At 56.1% G+C, this 17,090-nt stretch carries 18 protein-coding genes and 1 tRNA gene; 15 read left to right on the forward strand and 4 right to left on the reverse strand.

Annotated features, from left to right (window positions below; all coding sequences use genetic code 11):
• Positions 1-20 precede the first annotated feature (20 nt).
• From rpmE to GGR91_RS04240, 15 genes are all read left to right on the forward strand, one after another.
• Entirely contained in the window at positions 21-248 is a 228-nt protein-coding gene (gene rpmE, locus GGR91_RS04170; protein WP_125230382.1) for a 50S ribosomal protein L31, read from the forward strand.
• An 85-nt stretch (positions 249-333) separates the two neighbouring features.
• Positions 334-410 (forward strand) — tRNA-His (locus tag GGR91_RS04175).
• A gap of 116 nt (positions 411-526) precedes the next feature.
• Positions 527-1,558: a Leu/Phe/Val dehydrogenase gene (locus tag GGR91_RS04180; RefSeq protein ID WP_183940330.1), complete on the forward strand. Its 1,032-nt coding sequence runs from the start codon at positions 527-529 to the stop codon at positions 1,556-1,558.
• A gap of 52 nt (positions 1,559-1,610) precedes the next feature.
• Positions 1,611-2,327, forward strand: a complete 717-nt coding sequence (ccmC, locus tag GGR91_RS04185) for a heme ABC transporter permease CcmC (protein WP_183941548.1) — start codon at positions 1,611-1,613, stop codon at positions 2,325-2,327.
• Positions 2,327-2,458, forward strand: coding sequence for a heme exporter protein CcmD (gene ccmD / locus GGR91_RS04190; protein WP_183940332.1), 132 nt, complete (start codon positions 2,327-2,329; stop codon positions 2,456-2,458). The genes ccmC and ccmD overlap by 1 nt, the downstream gene beginning before the upstream one ends.
• The gene (ccmE, locus tag GGR91_RS04195) at positions 2,455-2,904 is read left to right on the forward strand and encodes a cytochrome c maturation protein CcmE (protein WP_183940334.1); all 450 of its coding nucleotides are present in this window, start codon (positions 2,455-2,457) and stop codon (positions 2,902-2,904) included. The genes ccmD and ccmE overlap by 4 nt, the downstream gene beginning before the upstream one ends.
• A gap of 10 nt (positions 2,905-2,914) precedes the next feature.
• On the forward strand, positions 2,915-4,846 hold the full coding sequence (locus tag GGR91_RS04200) for a heme lyase CcmF/NrfE family subunit (protein WP_183941549.1): 1,932 nt from the start codon (positions 2,915-2,917) through the stop codon (positions 4,844-4,846).
• On the forward strand, positions 4,843-5,373 hold the full coding sequence (locus GGR91_RS04205; RefSeq protein WP_183940336.1) for a DsbE family thiol:disulfide interchange protein: 531 nt from the start codon (positions 4,843-4,845) through the stop codon (positions 5,371-5,373). The genes GGR91_RS04200 and GGR91_RS04205 overlap by 4 nt, the downstream gene beginning before the upstream one ends.
• A gap of 2 nt (positions 5,374-5,375) precedes the next feature.
• Positions 5,376-5,771: a cytochrome c-type biogenesis protein gene (locus GGR91_RS04210; RefSeq protein ID WP_322788766.1), complete on the forward strand. Its 396-nt coding sequence runs from the start codon at positions 5,376-5,378 to the stop codon at positions 5,769-5,771.
• The gene (locus GGR91_RS04215) at positions 5,768-6,424 is read left to right on the forward strand and encodes a tetratricopeptide repeat protein (RefSeq protein WP_183940340.1); all 657 of its coding nucleotides are present in this window, start codon (positions 5,768-5,770) and stop codon (positions 6,422-6,424) included. The genes GGR91_RS04210 and GGR91_RS04215 overlap by 4 nt, the downstream gene beginning before the upstream one ends.
• Positions 6,425-6,552: 128 nt before the next feature.
• The gene (locus GGR91_RS04220; protein ID WP_183940342.1) at positions 6,553-8,493 is read left to right on the forward strand and encodes a potassium transporter Kup; all 1,941 of its coding nucleotides are present in this window, start codon (positions 6,553-6,555) and stop codon (positions 8,491-8,493) included.
• An 86-nt stretch (positions 8,494-8,579) separates the two neighbouring features.
• Positions 8,580-9,323, forward strand: coding sequence for a hypothetical protein (locus tag GGR91_RS04225; RefSeq protein WP_183940344.1), 744 nt, complete (start codon positions 8,580-8,582; stop codon positions 9,321-9,323).
• Between the two features lie 48 nt (positions 9,324-9,371).
• On the forward strand, positions 9,372-9,845 hold the full coding sequence (locus GGR91_RS04230) for an AHH domain-containing protein (protein WP_183940346.1): 474 nt from the start codon (positions 9,372-9,374) through the stop codon (positions 9,843-9,845).
• A 217-nt stretch (positions 9,846-10,062) separates the two neighbouring features.
• Positions 10,063-11,733 (forward strand): 2-isopropylmalate synthase, encoded by a 1,671-nt coding sequence (gene leuA / locus GGR91_RS04235; protein WP_183940348.1) that lies wholly within the window; start codon positions 10,063-10,065, stop codon positions 11,731-11,733.
• A 141-nt stretch (positions 11,734-11,874) separates the two neighbouring features.
• Complete coding sequence (locus GGR91_RS04240) at positions 11,875-12,846, forward strand: NAD(P)H-dependent flavin oxidoreductase (protein WP_183940350.1); 972 nt, start codon at positions 11,875-11,877, stop codon at positions 12,844-12,846.
• Between the two features lie 108 nt (positions 12,847-12,954).
• On the opposite strand, the gene GGR91_RS04245 is transcribed toward GGR91_RS04240, so the two are convergent.
• From GGR91_RS04245 to GGR91_RS04260, 4 genes are all read right to left on the reverse strand, one after another.
• Positions 12,955-13,584: a YceI family protein gene (locus tag GGR91_RS04245; protein ID WP_183940352.1), complete on the reverse strand. Its 630-nt coding sequence runs from the start codon at positions 13,582-13,584 to the stop codon at positions 12,955-12,957.
• Positions 13,585-13,660: 76 nt separating this feature from the next.
• Positions 13,661-14,680, reverse strand: coding sequence for a ketol-acid reductoisomerase (gene ilvC, locus GGR91_RS04250; RefSeq protein WP_183940355.1), 1,020 nt, complete (start codon positions 14,678-14,680; stop codon positions 13,661-13,663).
• Positions 14,681-14,762: 82 nt separating this feature from the next.
• A complete protein-coding gene (gene ilvN, locus GGR91_RS04255) occupies positions 14,763-15,278 on the reverse strand; it encodes an acetolactate synthase small subunit (protein WP_183940357.1) in 516 nt (171 codons plus the stop codon).
• Positions 15,278-17,038, reverse strand: coding sequence for an acetolactate synthase 3 large subunit (locus GGR91_RS04260; RefSeq protein WP_183940359.1), 1,761 nt, complete (start codon positions 17,036-17,038; stop codon positions 15,278-15,280). Before GGR91_RS04260 ends, ilvN begins: the two co-directional genes overlap by 1 nt.
• Between the last annotated feature and the right edge of the window lie 52 nt (positions 17,039-17,090).

Genomic DNA, 17,090 nt, shown 5'->3' on the forward strand with positions numbered 1-17,090 from the left:
GCTGAACAAAGGAATTATATATGAAAGCCGACATTCACCCCGATTATCACATGATCAAGGTGCAGATGACCGATGGCACCGTCTTCGAAACACGCTCCACCTGGGGCAAGGAAGGCGATACGTTGGCTCTGGATATTGACCCGACTTCGCACCCAGCATGGACCGGTGGTTCGGGCCGTATGCTCGACACAGGCGGCCGCGTTGCGCAGTTCAACAAGCGCTTTGGTGGCCTTAGCCTCAAGAAGTAAGATAATCAGCGTGCCGGGTTGACGCCCGGCATGTGATAATCTTAAGGCCAAAGTATAGGAATGCGCCTGCCTTAGTGGCGCTATGGCGACCGTAGCTCAGTTGGTTAGAGCGCTGGTTTGTGGTACCAGAGGTCGGGGGTTCAAGACCCCTCGGTCGCCCCATTTATTCCCCCCGCATAATCCGAGTGACATTCGCATTGCGTAATATTATTACGCCGATGTGTAATTTGATTCCGACTGTCGTTGGAATGAATTCGTCCGTATTTGGGAGTGACGAGATGCCCGCTATTTGGGATTTGCCAGACTTTGACTCGCATGAAGCGGTCCATGTGTTTGATGACCGCGCGACAGGGCTCAAGGCCGTCATTGCGGTGCACTCGACCCATTTGGGGCCAGCAGCGGGCGGAACGCGTTTCTGGCATTATGCCGACTCACAGGCGGCAATTACCGACGCACTCCGTTTATCGCGCGGCATGAGCTACAAAAACGCAATGGCGGGGCTTTCTGCCGGTGGCGGAAAGGCCGTCATTCTGGCGAATCCGCAGCGGGCAAAGCCGCAACAATTGCTTGAAGCGTTTGGACGTGCGGTCGACTCGCTCGGCGGCAAATATATCACGGCGCAGGATGTGGGCATTTCCGAAGCGGACATGGTCGCCGTTTCCAAGGTTACCCCGCATGTTGCGGGACTTCCGGACCAAGGTGGCGATCCCGGTCCATATACGGCGCGTGGCGTGTTTCTCGGCGTCAAGGCAGCGGTCAAGCATGCGCTTGGCACCGACGACCTCCACGGCGTCCATGTGGCCATTCAGGGCGTCGGCAGCGTCGGTGGCGGGCTCGCGCGTTATCTGGCGGCAGAGGGCGCCAAGCTGACGCTTGCAGATGTTGACGCGCAGCGCGCTGCCGATCTTGCGCGTGAACTGGGTGGGCAAAGTGTTGCGGCCGATGCCATTATGGCGGTGGAAGCCGATGTGTTCAGCCCCTGCGCGCTTGGTGCCGTGCTGACCGAAGCAAGCGTAGCAGCGCTAAAAGTGCGCGCTGTGGCCGGTGGTGCAAACAACCAGCTGGCAACCGGCCCTGAAGGTCGGATGCTCGCCGACCGCGGCATCTTATATGCGCCGGATTATGTCATTAACGCAGGCGGTATTATCAACGTGCTGCGCCATATCGAAAATGCTGACGATGCCGAGATTAACTGGCGCATTGATGCCATTGCTGGCCGATTGGCGGCAATCTGGAATGAAAGTGATTCGACCGGCAAGACACCGGCGGAAGTCGCCGACAATATGGCACAAAAGCTTATTGGCCGCTGATGCCGAATCCATTGGCGTAACGCTTTGGCGGTGCTAGATGCGTCGCCGAGTTATGCATCGTTTCGCCAATCCTGCCCGCTTTTTGCGTATTGCAAAGCCACTCACGCCTTGGCTGTTGTGGCTGGGCATCGCTTTGACGCTCGGGGCTTGCCTGTGGGGTGTGTTCTTCACGCCGACTGAGCGCCTCATGGGCGACACCGTAAAGATTATATTCGTGCATGTGCCCGCCGCTTGGCTGGGTATGGGCGGATGGACCGGCATTGCCATTGCCAGCATCGTTCAGTTGGTCTGGCGCCATCCGCTTGCTGGCGTGTCCGCGCGCGCGATTGCGGTCCCCGGCGCGACCTTTGCGGCGATTTGCCTGATCACTGGGTCGATCTGGGGCAGGCCAACATGGGGCACATGGTGGGTGTGGGATGGCCGGCTGACATCCATGCTGGTGCTGTTTTTCCTCTATCTTGGATATATCGCGCTTTCGAACGCATCGAGCGAGAAGGGCGATACAAGCCGCGTTGCCGCCGTTTTCGGCATCATCGGTGCCGTCAACATTCCGATCATCAACCGATCCGTCATCTGGTGGGAAAGCCAGCACCAAAAGGCGAGCATCACCTTGGGCGGCTCTTCCATCGATCAAGCCTATCTGGTGCCGCTTTTTGTTTCCGTTGCGGGCTTCAGCCTGTTGTTCGGCGCGTTGGTATTGATGCGGATGCGCACGGCGTTGGCTGAAATGCGGATTGAGGCGCGTATGCGCCGGATGGCGGACTATTGATGCCGCACGCACCGTTCATCATTGCATCTTTTGTTGTCACGGGCGTTGGCATCAGCTGGCTTGTGATCTCCAGCTATCTTGCCATGCGTCGTGCAGAGGCGTCGGCAGATGAATTGAGGCAACAGCCATGAAACCCAAGCATCAACGCCTGCTGCTCGCCGTGATTGCGGTTTTCGCCTTGCTAGGGGCTGGCCTTATCGCCGCCGCGGCATTGCGCGAAGAAGCGTCGTATTTTTACACGCCCACCACCTTGGCCAGCGCCAATGTTGCACCGGGCAAGGCCATCCGGCTTGGCGGGATGGTGCAAAAGGGCTCAATCGTCCGCGCCGCCGATGGCGTTTCCATCACCTTTACCGTGCAGGACAAGGATAAAACGCAAAAAGTCGCCTATCGCGGTATTACGCCCGATCTGTTCGTTGAAGGGTCTGGCGTGGTTGCAGACGGCCGGCTTGGCCCCGACGGCATCTTTGTCGCGGACAGCTTGTTGGCCAAGCATGACGAAAATTATGTGCCCAAGGAACTGGCGGATATCGACATGAATTCCGCAGAACACACAAAGGACACGCTTTCAAAATGAAGGCTTTGACATAATGGCAGAGGCAGGACTTGCCGCATTGTGGCTGGCCGCCGCAATGGCGCTGCTCCAACTTGTAGGCGGCATGACATTGTTGCGCGGCGGCGCAGGGCAGCTTGTGCCGCTCATCAAGCCTGCGGCCTATGTCCAAGGTGCCTTATGCGCCTTTGCATTTCTTGCGCTGATGTGGCTGTTTTACGTAACCGACCTGTCGGTGTTGCTGGTCGCCAGCAATAGCCACATTGATAAACCCCTGATTTTTAAGCTTGCGGGCACATGGGGCAACCATGAAGGCTCCATGCTGCTGTGGGTATCGGTTCTGTCGGTGTCCGGCGCTGCGATTGCGCTGCTGGAAAAGCGGATTGAATCCAAAACGCTCAATGCGACGCTGGCGGTGCAGGCATTCATTGCCCTTGGTTTTTTTGCGTTCCTTTTGTTCGCATCCAACCCGTTTGAGCGCCTCGTCCCTGCGCCTGTTGAAGGGAATGGACTGAATCCATTGCTTCAGGATGTCGGCCTCGCGTTTCATCCGCCAACTTTATATTTCGGTTATGTCGGGCTTTCCATCGCCTTTTCCTTTGCCGTGGGCGCACTGCTGACCAATCAGGTCGGACCCGCCTTTGCGCGTGCGATGCGACCTTGGGTGTTGGCGGCTTGGATATTCCTGACCATCGGCATCACCGCCGGCAGCTATTGGGCCTATTATGAGCTTGGCTGGGGTGGCTGGTGGTTCTGGGACCCCGTTGAAAACGCATCGCTGCTGCCATGGCTTGCGGCGACTGCGCTTCTGCATTCGGTCAGCGTACTTGCCACGCGTAACGCTTTGCGCGCATGGACGATCATGCTGGCGCTCGTCGCATTTGCGATGTCGATGGCTGGCACCTTTTTGGTGCGGTCTGGCATTTTGACGAGCGTCCACGCATTTGCTGTCGATCCAGAGCGTGGATCGTTCATTCTTGCCTTGATGTTGCTTTACACGAGCCTTGCATTTGTAATCTTTGCATTACGCATTGGTTCGGTCAAACAAGGTGAGCCATTTCAGCTCATCAGCCGCGAAGGCGGCATTGTTGCGAACAATATTTTCCTCAGCGTTATCCTTGCCGTGGTGCTCATCGGCACGCTGTACCCGTTGGCCGCCGAAGCGATGGGCGACAAGATTTCGGTTGGCCCACCCTATTTCAACAAGGCAACGGTGCCTATCGCTGTTCTGTTGATGCTTGCCCTTTTGATTGGCCCGATGCTGCGCTGGCGTCGTGATGATCTCAAGCGGTTGAAATATTGGCTTATCGGGGCGGCTGCAATTTTGTTGTGGAGCGGCATCGCTGTGTGGAAATTCGCGCCGGACATTGGGCTTTTCCCATTGCTTGGGATCGCCTTGTCATTGGCACTGGCTGTCGCCGCTTGGCTGCCCTTACGCGGCCGCAAATTGCTGCGCACGCCATTGCCTATATTCGGTATGGTCATCGCGCATTTCGGCATTGCCATCAGCGTTTTCGGCATGGCGGCAGAGTCCGGATTTTCATCAGAAACATTGACCGCGCTTGCCCCGGGTGAAAGCGCGCAAGTCGCGGGCTGGCACGTGAAGCTCGACGACGTCAATCCTGTTGTCGGGGACAATTGGGTCGCAGTTGAAGGCCAGATGCATGCCGTAAAAAATGGCAATGCGTTCGTGCTTCGTCCGCAATCACGTCAGTTTTTCAAACCCGAAATGCAAACGAGTGAGGCGGCATTGCTGACGCGCTGGAATGGCCAACTTTATGCCGTCATTGCGCAGCCGGACCAAGAGGGCGATGGCCGCTGGCAAGTGCGCTTGTGGTGGAAACCCTTTGTGTCGTTCATCTGGTATGGCGGACTGCTGATCGCGGTCGGTGGCATCATTGCGCTGCTTGGCCGCATGTTCCGGCGCACGAAAAAGCCTGCTAAAAACAAGTGGCAGACGGCATGAACCGGCCCTGGCTTCTGTGGATCCCGCTTGCGGTGGTCGCTTTTATAGGTGGTCTGGCGATTTACGGCCTTGCTGTGCCGAAAGACGAACAGGTGCATTCGGCGATGATTGGCCAAAAGCTGCCAGCATTTTCATTACCTGCCGCAGCGGCCGGAGTCGAAGGCTTGGCCAGCGGCGATATGGTTGATGGGAAGCCTCGTTTGCTCAACATTTTTGCCAGTTGGTGCCTGCCGTGCAAGGCGGAAGCGCCGTATCTTGACGCGTTGAAAAAGGCAGGTGTCGAAATTGACGCCATCGCCATTCGCGACAGGCCCGAGGACGTCGCAGCGTTCTTGAGCGAATTTGGCAACCCGTTTCGGCGGATTGGATCGGACAGCGAAATGGCTGTGCAGCTTAAGCTTGGATCGTCAGGGGTTCCGGAAACTTATGTCATCGGCGGTGATGGCACGATATTATATCAGCATATCGGTGATATCCGGGCTGAACATGTCCCGATGCTGATTGAAAAAGTGAACGCCGCGAAATGAGAATGCTCGCACTCATATGCCTGATGCTTGCAACACCCGTGTTCGCGCAAGGCAGCGGCCCCACGCCCGCATTGGCGAACCGTCAGCTGCCTGATCCCGCACAGGAAGCGGAGGCCACCAAGTTGATGCACAGCTTGCGCTGCATTCAATGTCAGGGCCAATCGATCGCCGATAGTGACGCGCACATGGCGGGTACGATGCGCGCGGAGGTGCGACAACAAATTGCAGCGGGGCAAAAGCCCGAGGCCATTCGTGGCTGGATGATCGCGCGCTACGGTGAATGGGTCAGCTTCGAACCTGATATGAAGGGGGCAGGGCTGCTGCTTTGGCTAACGCCCTTATTGGTCCTGATCGCTGGCATATGGCTGGCGCGCGGACTATTCCGGAGGGGCGCATGAACGGTTGGTTCGCACTTGGTATTTTGGCCATCATTAGCTTGGCCGTGCTCGTCTGGAATGTCCGATCATCGAAAGGTTTGTGGCAGATTGCCGCAGCTGTCATTCTATTGGGCATGACCGGATACGCGCTTCAGGGACGGCCCACGACACCATCGTCACCTGCTAAGCCACTGGCGGCAAGCGAAGCCGCCGCGATCGAGCTTGTCGACATACGGGCTGATATGGACCAAAGCTTTGGCAGCGCAAAACGCTGGCTTGTTACTGCGGACTCATTTGCCAAGCAGGGCGATTACACGCTTTCGGCATCCTATATTCAAGCTGGTTTGCGCAAAGACCCCAACAACCCGGATTTGTGGTCCGCATTGGGGTTGCAACTGATGCTCGCAAGCGAAGGCCAAATGTCGCCACCGGCGCAATTGGCATTTGATAAGGCGCGGGCAATCCGGCCCAATTATCCTGCGCCATATTATTTTGCGGGGCTAGCGCGGCTCTTTGCCGGTGACCTCGACGGGGCCATTTTGCTTTGGGAAAAGACCGTGTCACTGGCGACGCCGCAAGCCAAGTGGAAGGCACGGATTGAGTCGCAACTGCAAGCGGCGAAGGCATTGCAGGCGCAGGCCGCTAATGCCCAAGCAGCTAATCCATCTAAGTAACTGATATAAATTGTTTTTGCTGCCAATGACGGGCTTTATTGCTTTGTTGTGATGGGTTGGTGGCCATGCTAATGCGCGCGTCCTGACTGCTTCTAGGGGCAAATTGGGGCAAACGCCGGGGAAACGAAATGGTTGGACCGCAAGCCGCAGACGATTTTGGTCATAGCGAGCAAGATCAACATGAAAGTCATGCCCCGAAGGGGTCGCTGCTCGCGCTGTGCGTTGGCACAGTTGGCGTTGTGTTTGGCGACATCGGGACCAGCCCGATTTATGCTTTCCGCGAAACATTCGCCGGACATCATCCTATCACGCCCGATCCGACGCATATTAATGGCGTTCTGAGCCTCGTATTCTGGTCGATGATGATCGTTGTGACATTCAAATATGTCTTCACGATCATGAAGGCCGACAACAAGGGTGAAGGCGGAAGCCTTGCCCTTCTCGCGCTGATTAACCGGCAGACTGCGGGCGCGAAATGGACCGCGCCCTTCGTGATGCTGGGTGTTTTCGCGACCGCATTATTCTACGGCGATTCCATGATTACGCCGGCGATGTCGATCCTGTCGGCGGCGGAAGGTCTGAAATATGTCAGCCAAGGCTTTAGCGCTTGGATCCTGCCCATATCGATCGTGATTATCGGTGGACTTTTTGCGTTCCAATCGCGCGGTACGGCAAAGGTTGGCGCATGGTTTGGACCGATCATGCTGGTCTATTTCGCAACGCTTGCCGGCCTTGGCATTATGCATCTTACAAAGATGCCGCTGATCATTCTCGATGTTCTGAACCCGCTAAATGCGCTTTATTTTTTCTACGCCGATGGGTTCCGAGCATTTGTGGCGATGGGCACTGTGGTGCTCGCCGTTACCGGCGCCGAGGCGCTCTATGCCGATATGGGGCATTTTGGACGGCGCCCAATCAAGTTCAGCTGGCTGTTCTTCGTTCTGCCAGCCTTGATGCTGAACTATATGGGGCAGGGGGCAATGATCCTGTCTATGACGCCTGAGGAAGCCCAGCTGGCCATTCGGGACCCGTTCTTCCTGATGGTGCCGGACATCATTAGCACGCCTGTCATCATATTGACGATCTTGGCCGCGATTATCGCCAGCCAAGCCGTGATTTCGGGTGCTTTCTCGCTGACCCAGCAAGCCATTCAATTGGGCTTCATGCCGCGCTTGAGTATCTTGCATACCAGCGAAAAAGCCGCGGGCCAGATTTACATTCCGGCAATCAACTGGGGGCTGGCGGTGATGGTCCTCTTGCTGGTGCTGTTCTTCCAGTCTTCGTCCAACCTTGCCGCTGCTTATGGTATCGCGGTTACGGGTGCGATGTTTATTGATACCTGCCTGATAGCGGTCGTTCTCTTGTCGCTGTGGAAATGGCCAAAGTGGAAAGCCATTCCGATCTTGGCGTTGTTCTTCATCGTCGACTTTGCCTATTTCGGCGCAAATCTGCTTAAGGTTCCTTCGGGTGGCTGGGTGCCGCTGCTGATTGGTTTGGTGATCTTCACCTTGCTGACGACCTGGTCACGTGGCCGCGCGCTGATGCGCGAGCGTATGGCCGAAAGCACTATGCCGATGGAAATCTTCATCAAATCCGCCGCAAACAGCGCGACGCGGGTTCCGGGCACGGCGATTTTTATGGCGTCGGCCGCGAGCGGGGTTCCTTCGGCTTTGCTGCATAATATCAAGCACAACCGCATTTTGCATGAACGCGTCATCATTCTCACGGTGCAAATTGAGGATGTCCCCTTTGTCGAAACCGGTGAACGGATTATCTGCAAAGACCTGGGTGAAGGTTTCTATCGCGTCAAAATGCGCTTTGGCTTTTTGGAAGAGACCAATGTCCCTGCGACCCTCGATATGGTCGATCTGTGCGGTCCAAAGTTCGACATGATGCACACCAGCTTCTTCCTGTCGCGGCAGACGCTGATTGCTTCGAAGATTCCCGGCATGGCGATCTGGCGCGAAAAGGTTTTCGCATGGATGTTGCGCAATGCGGCAAACGCCATGGAGTTCTTTAAGCTGCCCAGCAATCGGGTGGTCGAACTGGGAAGCCAAGTCGAAATTTAATACGCTACGCCGCGTTGACCGTGTGTTGTCGCAAAATCGCTTGAACCTTTTTGTTTCGACCAATACGAACAAAAAAGGAACTTCGATTGGAAGATCGTATGTCGGTTATTTCATTACTTTCGGCAGCTAGCTTCGCCGATTTGAGAGAAATGTGGCGATCAGTCGATTTCGACCGGCTTGGCATCACCTTTGATGACGGCAGTAACCCGGCGAGCGTGTCGGGCAGTCTGCTGTTTAGCGGTGTTGCATTTAGCTATGCGTTACAGTCGTGCCCTCCGCCAGCGGCAACGCACCACATTTTTTGCAACGCTGATCTTTCGGATATTCAGTCCGCCGTCCATATCGATTTGGGCCCAGCAGTCGCATCTGGCCGCATTGTTCCGGCAATAGTGAAGGCTCTACTGGAGCTTGGCGACGTTCTCGGCCGCAACTTGGGTATCAAGGCCGTGTTCTGGTCTCCGGCGGCTGTTGTTTCCGGATATGATTATTACGCGGAGGCTGTGGCGCAATATGCCCAAGGTGCTGCCTTTCCGGCATTGCTGTGTGTTGGCTTTGACATGTCGACTATCGGTACTGTGCAAACCACAGGGTTGGCGTGGCTATGCGATCAGGAACTTACCTTCACGCATCCGCCGCTGCCGATGCATGAAGCTATGCGTTATGTGGTGCGCCTTGTGCACGACCTTGCCACGCAAGGGGCATATGATCGCGCACTGGAGCTGCCCGGCTTGCACGCAGATGAGGTTGTTGTCGTGACGCCCAGCCCCGATCAGGGCAAAGTAAATGCATGCTTGGTTAACGGTATTGAGGCCATAAAATCCGTCCAATAATATATGAGTCGCGCCATTAGGCCCGCGACTATGGTCGGCGGAGGCAAGATGCGCACTTTTCCCAGAATCGCACGCGCGGCGGCTCCGTTGCATCACCAATCGCATCATATCATTCCTGTCGGCGTCTTTGCCGGTCGGGCATTTGCCGCGCACTTTGATGCTCTGTCGTTCCACGGATTTGACGCCCGTCAGTTTGATCGCAATGGCGTGTTTTTGCCAGCGACGGAAGGGGCGGCCATACGCTCGGGCTTGCCACTGCATCGGGGGCCGCACCGCCGGTATAATGAACTTGTGGCCTACCGCGTCGATGCCATTTTTCGAGACTTCGACCGCGCCCGTTGCCAATCGCGCGCACGACTTGAGGCCGTTCAGCGTATCGACTTGCTGACGTTGGCATTACGGGCCGTGTTGCGCCGAACGTCACCACGCATGTCACTAAACCAGCGTGACCCGTTCCACAGCAGCGCATGCTTCCACGATCTCGATAGCGCGTGCGATGCAATTTGGTTGGCAACTAAATGAATGCGCATAAATTTTATACTGGACGAATGTTGCTTTGAATGGCTATCGCCGCAACATAATGTCTTTGCATAACGCGACCTTGCTTCTTCTACGACTTACACGCCCTTAGGCGTGCGCTTGATGTCGGCATCGTTCGGCAGGCCGCCTAAGGGCTTCATGAAACCCCGCCAAGTCTTACAGCCCATATAATGGGCGCAATAGCGAAGTTGCACAGAACATGATGTTATCCGATCCATCCCGTAAATACCGCGCATTCCCGCAAGTTGACCTGCCTGACCGTCAGTGGCCAAGCCGTACAATTGATTATGCCCCACGCTGGCTTTCAACCGACTTGCGCGATGGCAATCAGGCGCTGATCGACCCGATGGGCGCCGAGAAAAAGCGCCGCTTTTTTGATCTTCTCCTGAAAGTCGGCGTGAAGGAAATCGAAGTTGGTTTTCCAAGCTCCGGTGCGACGGATTTCGATTTTATCCGTGGTTTGGTCGATAGCGGAAGCATCCCCGATGATGTGACGATCCAGAGCCTGACGCAGTCGCGGCGTGACCTTATTGAGAAAACGTTTGAAAGCATGGCGGGCGCACCGCGTGCGATCGTGCATCTGTATAATGCCGTTAGCCCCGCGTGGCGGGACATTGTCTTCAACCTCGACAAAGCGGGCGTGAAGGCCATCGCGGTTGAGGGCGCCAATATTTTGATGGAGCAAGCAGCACGCTTCCCCGAAACCGACTGGCATTTTGAATATAGCCCCGAAACCTTTTCGACCGCAGAGCTCGAATTCAGCCTTGAGGTGAGCGAGGCGGTGATGGAGGTTCTGAAACCGACCGCTGCCAAGCCACTGATCCTGAATTTGCCCGCCACCATCGAAGCCGCGATGCCCAATGTATATGCGGACCAGATCGAATGGATGTGCAAACATATCAGCGCGCGTGATGCCGTCGTCATCAGCCTGCATCCCCATAATGACAGGGGCAGCGGCATCGCCGCGGCGGAGCTTGGCTTGTTGGCGGGCGGCGACCGGATCGAAGGTTGCCTGTTCGGCAATGGGGAACGCACGGGCAATGTTGACCTCGTTACGCTGGCGCTGAACATGTATACGCAAGGGCTGAACCCAGGCCTTGATTTTAGCAATATCGATGAAGTCATTCAGACCGTGGAATATTGCAATCAACTGCCGGTCCATCCGCGTCACCCATATGCCGGTGAATTGGTGTTCACGGCCTTTTCCGGATCGCATCAAGACGCCATTAAAAAGGGTTTTGCCGCGCATGAACGGCAAAATGACGAAATCTGGCGGGTTCCGTATCTGCCGATTGATCCAGCTGATCTGGGTCGCTCATACGAAGCCGTCATCCGCGTGAATTCGCAGAGCGGCAAGGGCGGTGTCGCCTGGGTTATCGAGCAGGACCACGGCCTCAAACTGCCGAAGCGTATGCAAGCCAATTTTTCCACGACGGTGCAGGAATTGTCTGACACGACTGGCCGGGAGTTGACCGGTGCCGATATCTGGGAGGCGTTTGAAAAACGCTATCATCTGAAAGGTGAAGGGCGCTTCCGCCTAATCGACTTCCGCGAAAGCCAAAGCCAGCGTCAACTGGATGAGCGGATCTTCGCAGGCAACATCCGCATCGATGGCGTCGAACAAAGCGTGAGCGGTCGGGGCAATGGACTTATCTCAAGTCTGGCCAACGCGCTTGAGGAGGCTCTGGGAGGGCCACTGGACATCATTGACTATAGCGAGCACGCAATCGGCCATGGCACCGATGCACGCGCTGCTGCCTATGTTGAGTGCCGTGTTGGCGATGGGCCGATTTTGTTCGGTGTCGGGATCAGCAGGGATGTCGCGACGGCATCCGTCAGGGCGATTTTGAGCGCCGCTAACGGCGCGTAAGGCGATCTAAAGGCGGGCGTGCATGAAAAATCACGCCCACCTAACCTTACGTAATGGCTTGTTCCGTGCCACCCATTTGACAGCCGCAATGTGCAGGCGCTAACCCATCGTTAAATGCTCAATTAACAAGGGATTCGGCGCATGGCACTTCCGGCAATTTTCGACAATCTTCGTCTTCCGGTGATTGGATCGCCGCTTTTTATCGTTTCAGGCCCAGAGCTGGTGATTGCACAATGCAAGGCCGGTGTTGTCGGTTCATTCCCAGCGCTCAATGCGCGTCCGGCCAGCCAGCTGGACGAATGGTTGCACCAGATCACTGAGGAACTCGCCGCACATAACCGCGACAATCCCACGCGTCCTGCCGCGCCTTATGCGGTGAACCAGATCGTCCATAAATCAAACAACCGGTTGCAGGAAGATTTGGCGACCTGCGCGAAATGGCAGGTTCCGATCACGATCACGTCGCTAGGCGCGCAGGAAGAACTAAACCAGGCCGTGCACAGCTGGGGCGGCATTGCGTTTCATGACGTCATCAATGACCGTTTCGCGCATAAGGCAATTGAGAAGGGCGCTGATGGCCTTATTCCCGTCGCTGCAGGTGCTGGCGGACACGCTGGCGTAACCTCACCATTCGCATTGATGCGCGAAATTCGGGAATGGTTTGATGGACCGGTTGCGCTTTCGGGATCGATTGCGCACGGTGCGTCCGTGTTGGCCGCGCAAGCCATGGGTGCAGATTTTGGCTATATCGGCAGCGCGTTCATCGCGACGAAGGAAGCCAATGCTGTTGACGGCTACAAAGATAACATCGTTGAAGCAAAAGCAGCCGACATTGTTTACTCGGACCTGTTTACCGGCGTCAGCGGCAATTATCTGCGCCAGTCGATCGAGCGCGCAGGGATGGACCCCAACAATCTGCCAAAGGGCGATATTTCCACGATGAACTTTGGTTCGGGCGGCAATAGCGAAGCCAAGGCTTGGAAGGATATCTGGGGTTCAGGCCAGGGTATCGGCGCGATCAAGGAAGTGCAAACTGTGGCACAATTTATTGATCAGCTTGAGGCAGAGTATCGCGCAGCCAAGGTTGCTTTGGATGCGGCTTTCCGGGGGTAATTATATCCCAAGCTTGGCGTAGCCAGCAAGATATGCACATGACGCCGCAAAGGCACAAGGCGCGGAAAATCTCCCCTTTGTGCTTTTGCGGCGTTTTATTTTTGATCGTTAGCTGGCCTTTTCAAAGGCGACGCTAATGTCGAGCTTTACCTCGTCCGATACGACTGGAACGCCGTAACTTACGCCAAATTCGCTGCGCTTAATGGTGGTTGTGGCATGAAAGCCGACGGTTGGCTTCTTGTTGAACGGATTGTTGCCAGCGCCTGAAAAGGTCGTGTCGAGCACGACTGGCTTGGTAATGCCGTTCAGCGTTAGGTTACCGGTAATTTTGGCTGTCGTGCCCTTGGCCACCACGCTGGTGGACACAAATTTTGCGTCCGCTGGCGCAGGACCGAAAAAGTCCGCTTTGCCGCCTTCTTTGCCAGCACGGAGCAAATGGCCCGTGAGGCCAGCGCTCGCGGTTGTGACTTTGCCTATAGGAATAGTGATATCGACCGTCGATGTATTTGGCTTTGCAGGGTCCAGAACCAATGTCCCGGTCGCATCGCCGAAGATGCCAAAATAATCGTTGAATCCGAAATGGCTTACGCGCCAGCCGATCAGCGTGTGCCCGGGATCGGTGTTGTACGTTCCTGCGGTCACGCGCGTGACATCGACTGCGCCGGGGGTTTGTGGTGCGCTTTGGGCGATGAGGGGGACAGCCGCGAAGAGGGGAAGGGCACATAAAAGCTTGCGCATAAAATTGCTCCAGACATGAAAAAGGGGAGGCACCAGTGTCGATGCCTCCCCTTAAACTGTCAAGATGCCAAGAAGATTAGTTTTTCGCTTGATCAACCAGCTTATTCTTGGCGATCCAAGGCATCATGGCGCGCAGTTTTGCGCCAGTTGCTTCGATTGGATGCGCAGCAGCAGCCTTGCGTGCGGCCTTAAGTTCAGGTTGTCCCGCACGGTTGTCCAGAACGAAGTTCTTCACAAAACGGCCCGATTGAATGTCCGCAAGAACGCGCTTCATTTCTGCCTTGGTCTCATCGGTAATGATGCGCGGGCCGGTCGTGATGTCGCCATATTCTGCGGTGTTGGAGATGGAATAGCGCATGTTGGCGATGCCGCCTTCATATAGAAGGTCAACGATGAGCTTCGTTTCATGCAAGCATTCGAAATACGCCATTTCAGGGGCATAGCCCGCCTCAGTCAGCGTTTCGAAGCCGGCTTGGATAAGGTGCGTGATGCCACCGCAAAGGACGGCCTGTTCACCGAACAGATCGGTTTCGCACTCTTCGCGGAAATTGGTTTCGATGATGCCGCTGCGTCCGCCGCCAACGCCGCTTGCATAAGCAAGCGCGATGTCATGGGCATTGCCCGATGCATTTTGCGCGACCGCGATAAGGCAAGGCACACCGCCGCCTTTTTGATATTCGCTGCGCACGGTATGGCCGGGGCCCTTTGGCGCGATCATGATGACATCAATGTCTGCGCGTGGTTCGATAAGGCCAAAATGGACGTTCAGGCCATGGGCAAAGGCAAGCGCCGCGCCGGGCTTCATATTTGCATGCAAGTCATCCGCGTAAATGGCGGCCTGATGCTCGTCAGGTGCCAGCACCATCAAAATATCGGCCCATGCTGCTGCATCGGCATTTGCCAAGACCTTGAAGCCAGCTGCTTCGGCCTTTTTCGCGGTGGCCGATCCAGCACGCAACGCAATGGCTACGTCCGCAACGCCGCTGTCGCGCAGATTCTGTGCATGTGCATGACCTTGGCTACCATAACCAACAATCGCGACTTTCTTGTCCTTGATCAGGCCCAGATCGCAATCTGCGTCGTAAAATACTTTCATGTTTTAGTCCTTCTGCTTTGCCGTCACCCTGAATGTGTTTCAGGGTCTTACTTTCAACGGCGTAATATTTTGACGATGAAATTTAGCTGCCTTCGGCTCCACGCATCAGGCCGACAATTCCGGTTCTGCCGACTTCAACCAGGCCGACTTCGCGCATCAACGCGACGAACGTGTCGATCTTGTCCGGGCCGCCGGTTATCTCAAAAATGAAGCTGTTGACAGTCGCGTCGATCACGCGGGCGCGGTAGATATCGGCAAGGCGCATAGCCTCAACCCGCTGGTCGCCGGTACCGCGAACCTTAACCAACGCAAGCTCTCGCTCGACATGGGGGCCAGCTTCGGTCAGGTCCGTGACCTTGTGTACCGGGATCAGGCGCTCACATTGCGCAATGATCTGGTCGATGACCGGGGGTGGCCCGCGGGTTACAATGGTAATCCGGCTGGTGGTATGGTCTTCGCTGATATCGGCAACGGTCAAACTGTCGATGTTGTAACCGCGCGAGGTAAACATGCCCGCGATCCGCGCCAGCGTGCCAGCTTCGTTGTCGACGGTCAGCGTGAGCACATGCCGTTCGGTGAGTTCCTGTTTGATATGCATTATACGAGCGCCTTTGCTTCGTCGTCCATCGTCCCTGATACTTCATCGGAATGCAGGATCATGTCCGTATGGGCCGCGCCTGACGGTATCATCGGGAAGCAATTTGAGGTTTTGTGCACGCGGCAATCGAACATCACCGGCCCGTCATAGGCAAGCATTTCGGCTATGGCATCATCCAGCTTGGCCGGGTCACTGCAACGTATGCCTTTCCATCCATAAGCTTCGGCAAGCGCCACAAAATCGGGTAAGCTGTCTGAATAGCTTTCTGAGAACCGGCTTTCATAAGTCAGCTCCTGCCACTGGCGTACCATGCCCATCCATTCGTTGTTCAGGATGAAGACCTTGACCGGCAAACGATATTGGGTCGCGGTCGCCATTTCCTGAATATTCATCTGGATCGACGCTTCGCCAGCGATATCGATTACCAGCGCGTCCGGATTACCCATTTGTGCACCGACCGCTGCGGGCAGGCCATAGCCCATGGTTCCCAAGCCGCCGCTGGTGAGCCATTTGTTGGGGGCATCAAAATGGAAATGCTGTGCGGCCCACATTTGGTGCTGCCCAACTTCCGTCGTGATGATCGGGGCTTTGTCTTTTGTTGCCGCGAATAAACGTTCAATCGCATATTGCGGCATGATTTCCTGCGTGCTGCCGGGGTAGCTGAGGCAATCGACGGCGCGCCAGCCTTTGATACGTGCCCACCAGTCATTCAATGCCGCAGCCTTGTACTTACGGCCTTTCCACACTTCGACCATTTGCCGCATCGCCGCGCCAACATCAGCCACGATGGGCAGATCAACGCGTACCGTTTTGTTGATCGAACTGCGGTCGATATCGATATGGATTTTGATGCTGTCGGGTGAGAATGCATCCAAGCGACCAGTTACGCGGTCGTCGAAGCGCGCGCCTAGGCATAGCATCACGTCGCACTGGTTCATCGCCATATTGGCTTCATATGTGCCGTGCATGCCAAGCATACCCAGCCATGCGTCGCCGGAGGCAGGATATGCGCCAAGGCCCATGAGGGTTGATGTGACAGGCGCGCCGCACAGTTCGGCGAGCTCGCGCAGCGCTGCACTTGCCTCTGGGCCGGAATTGATGATGCCGCCGCCGGTATAGAGAATTGGCGCCTTCGCATTGGCCAACAGCTCAACCGCGCGATTGATTTCGGCGTAATCGGCTTCGCCCGCAGGGCTAAACCGCGACGACGTTGGGCGCTTTACGTCGGTGGCCGCTGTCGCAACCTGAACGTTTTTCGGAATGTCGATGACAACGGGGCCAGGGCGTCCTTTGGTCGCGATGGCAAAAGCCTCGCGCACGGTGGATGCGAGGTCCGCGGGATCTTTCACAAGATAATTGTGCTTTGAACAGTGGCGCGTGATGCCCACCGTGTCGGCTTCCTGAAACGCGTCTGTGCCGATCAAATTCGTGGCAACTTGGCCAGTCAAAACGATTAGCGGAATGGAGTCAAGAAATGCGTCGGCAATGCCCGTGACGGCATTGGTCGCGCCGGGGCCTGACGTAACCAGCACGACGCCCGGCTTGCCCGTCGAACGTGCGTAACCTTCTGCCGCATGCGCAGCGCCGGCTTCGTGACGGACGAGGACGTGACGGATTTTCTTATGCTGAAACAGTGCGTCATAAATGGGCAGAACTGCGCCGCCGGGATATCCGAATACGGTGTCCACACCCTGTTCGATCAAGGTATCGATCAAAATTTCTGCGCCGGATTTTTCGGGCACTGCAAAGTCCTCACTCATTATGAAACTGCCCTATGTTGCAGCGCAACACAGTAGGCAAGAGCGGGCTAGC

This window comes from Sphingorhabdus rigui, from assembly GCF_014196595.1.
Taxonomy (GTDB): Bacteria; Pseudomonadota; Alphaproteobacteria; order Sphingomonadales; family Sphingomonadaceae; genus Sphingorhabdus_B; species Sphingorhabdus_B rigui.

Bases quoted from the DNA above. Each gene is read 5' to 3' on its own strand.
- rpmE (WP_125230382.1), top strand. From the start codon at position 21: ATGAAAGCCGACATTCACCCCGATTATCACATGATCAAGGTGCAGATG.
- GGR91_RS04180 (WP_183940330.1), top strand. From the start codon at position 527: ATGCCCGCTATTTGGGATTTGCCAGACTTTGACTCGCATGAAGCGGTC.
- ccmC (WP_183941548.1), top strand. From the start codon at position 1,611: ATGCATCGTTTCGCCAATCCTGCCCGCTTTTTGCGTATTGCAAAGCCA.
- ccmD (WP_183940332.1), top strand. From the start codon at position 2,327: ATGCCGCACGCACCGTTCATCATTGCATCTTTTGTTGTCACGGGCGTT.
- ccmE (WP_183940334.1), top strand. From the start codon at position 2,455: ATGAAACCCAAGCATCAACGCCTGCTGCTCGCCGTGATTGCGGTTTTC.
- GGR91_RS04205 (WP_183940336.1), top strand. From the start codon at position 4,843: ATGAACCGGCCCTGGCTTCTGTGGATCCCGCTTGCGGTGGTCGCTTTT.
- GGR91_RS04210 (WP_322788766.1), top strand. From the start codon at position 5,376: ATGCTCGCACTCATATGCCTGATGCTTGCAACACCCGTGTTCGCGCAA.
- GGR91_RS04215 (WP_183940340.1), top strand. From the start codon at position 5,768: ATGAACGGTTGGTTCGCACTTGGTATTTTGGCCATCATTAGCTTGGCC.
- GGR91_RS04220 (WP_183940342.1), top strand. From the start codon at position 6,553: ATGGTTGGACCGCAAGCCGCAGACGATTTTGGTCATAGCGAGCAAGAT.
- GGR91_RS04230 (WP_183940346.1), top strand. From the start codon at position 9,372: ATGCGCACTTTTCCCAGAATCGCACGCGCGGCGGCTCCGTTGCATCAC.
- leuA (WP_183940348.1), top strand. From the start codon at position 10,063: ATGATGTTATCCGATCCATCCCGTAAATACCGCGCATTCCCGCAAGTT.
- GGR91_RS04240 (WP_183940350.1), top strand. From the start codon at position 11,875: ATGGCACTTCCGGCAATTTTCGACAATCTTCGTCTTCCGGTGATTGGA.
- GGR91_RS04245 (WP_183940352.1), bottom strand. From the start codon at position 13,584: ATGCGCAAGCTTTTATGTGCCCTTCCCCTCTTCGCGGCTGTCCCCCTC.
- ilvC (WP_183940355.1), bottom strand. From the start codon at position 14,680: ATGAAAGTATTTTACGACGCAGATTGCGATCTGGGCCTGATCAAGGAC.
- ilvN (WP_183940357.1), bottom strand. From the start codon at position 15,278: ATGCATATCAAACAGGAACTCACCGAACGGCATGTGCTCACGCTGACC.
- GGR91_RS04260 (WP_183940359.1), bottom strand. From the start codon at position 17,038: ATGAGTGAGGACTTTGCAGTGCCCGAAAAATCCGGCGCAGAAATTTTG.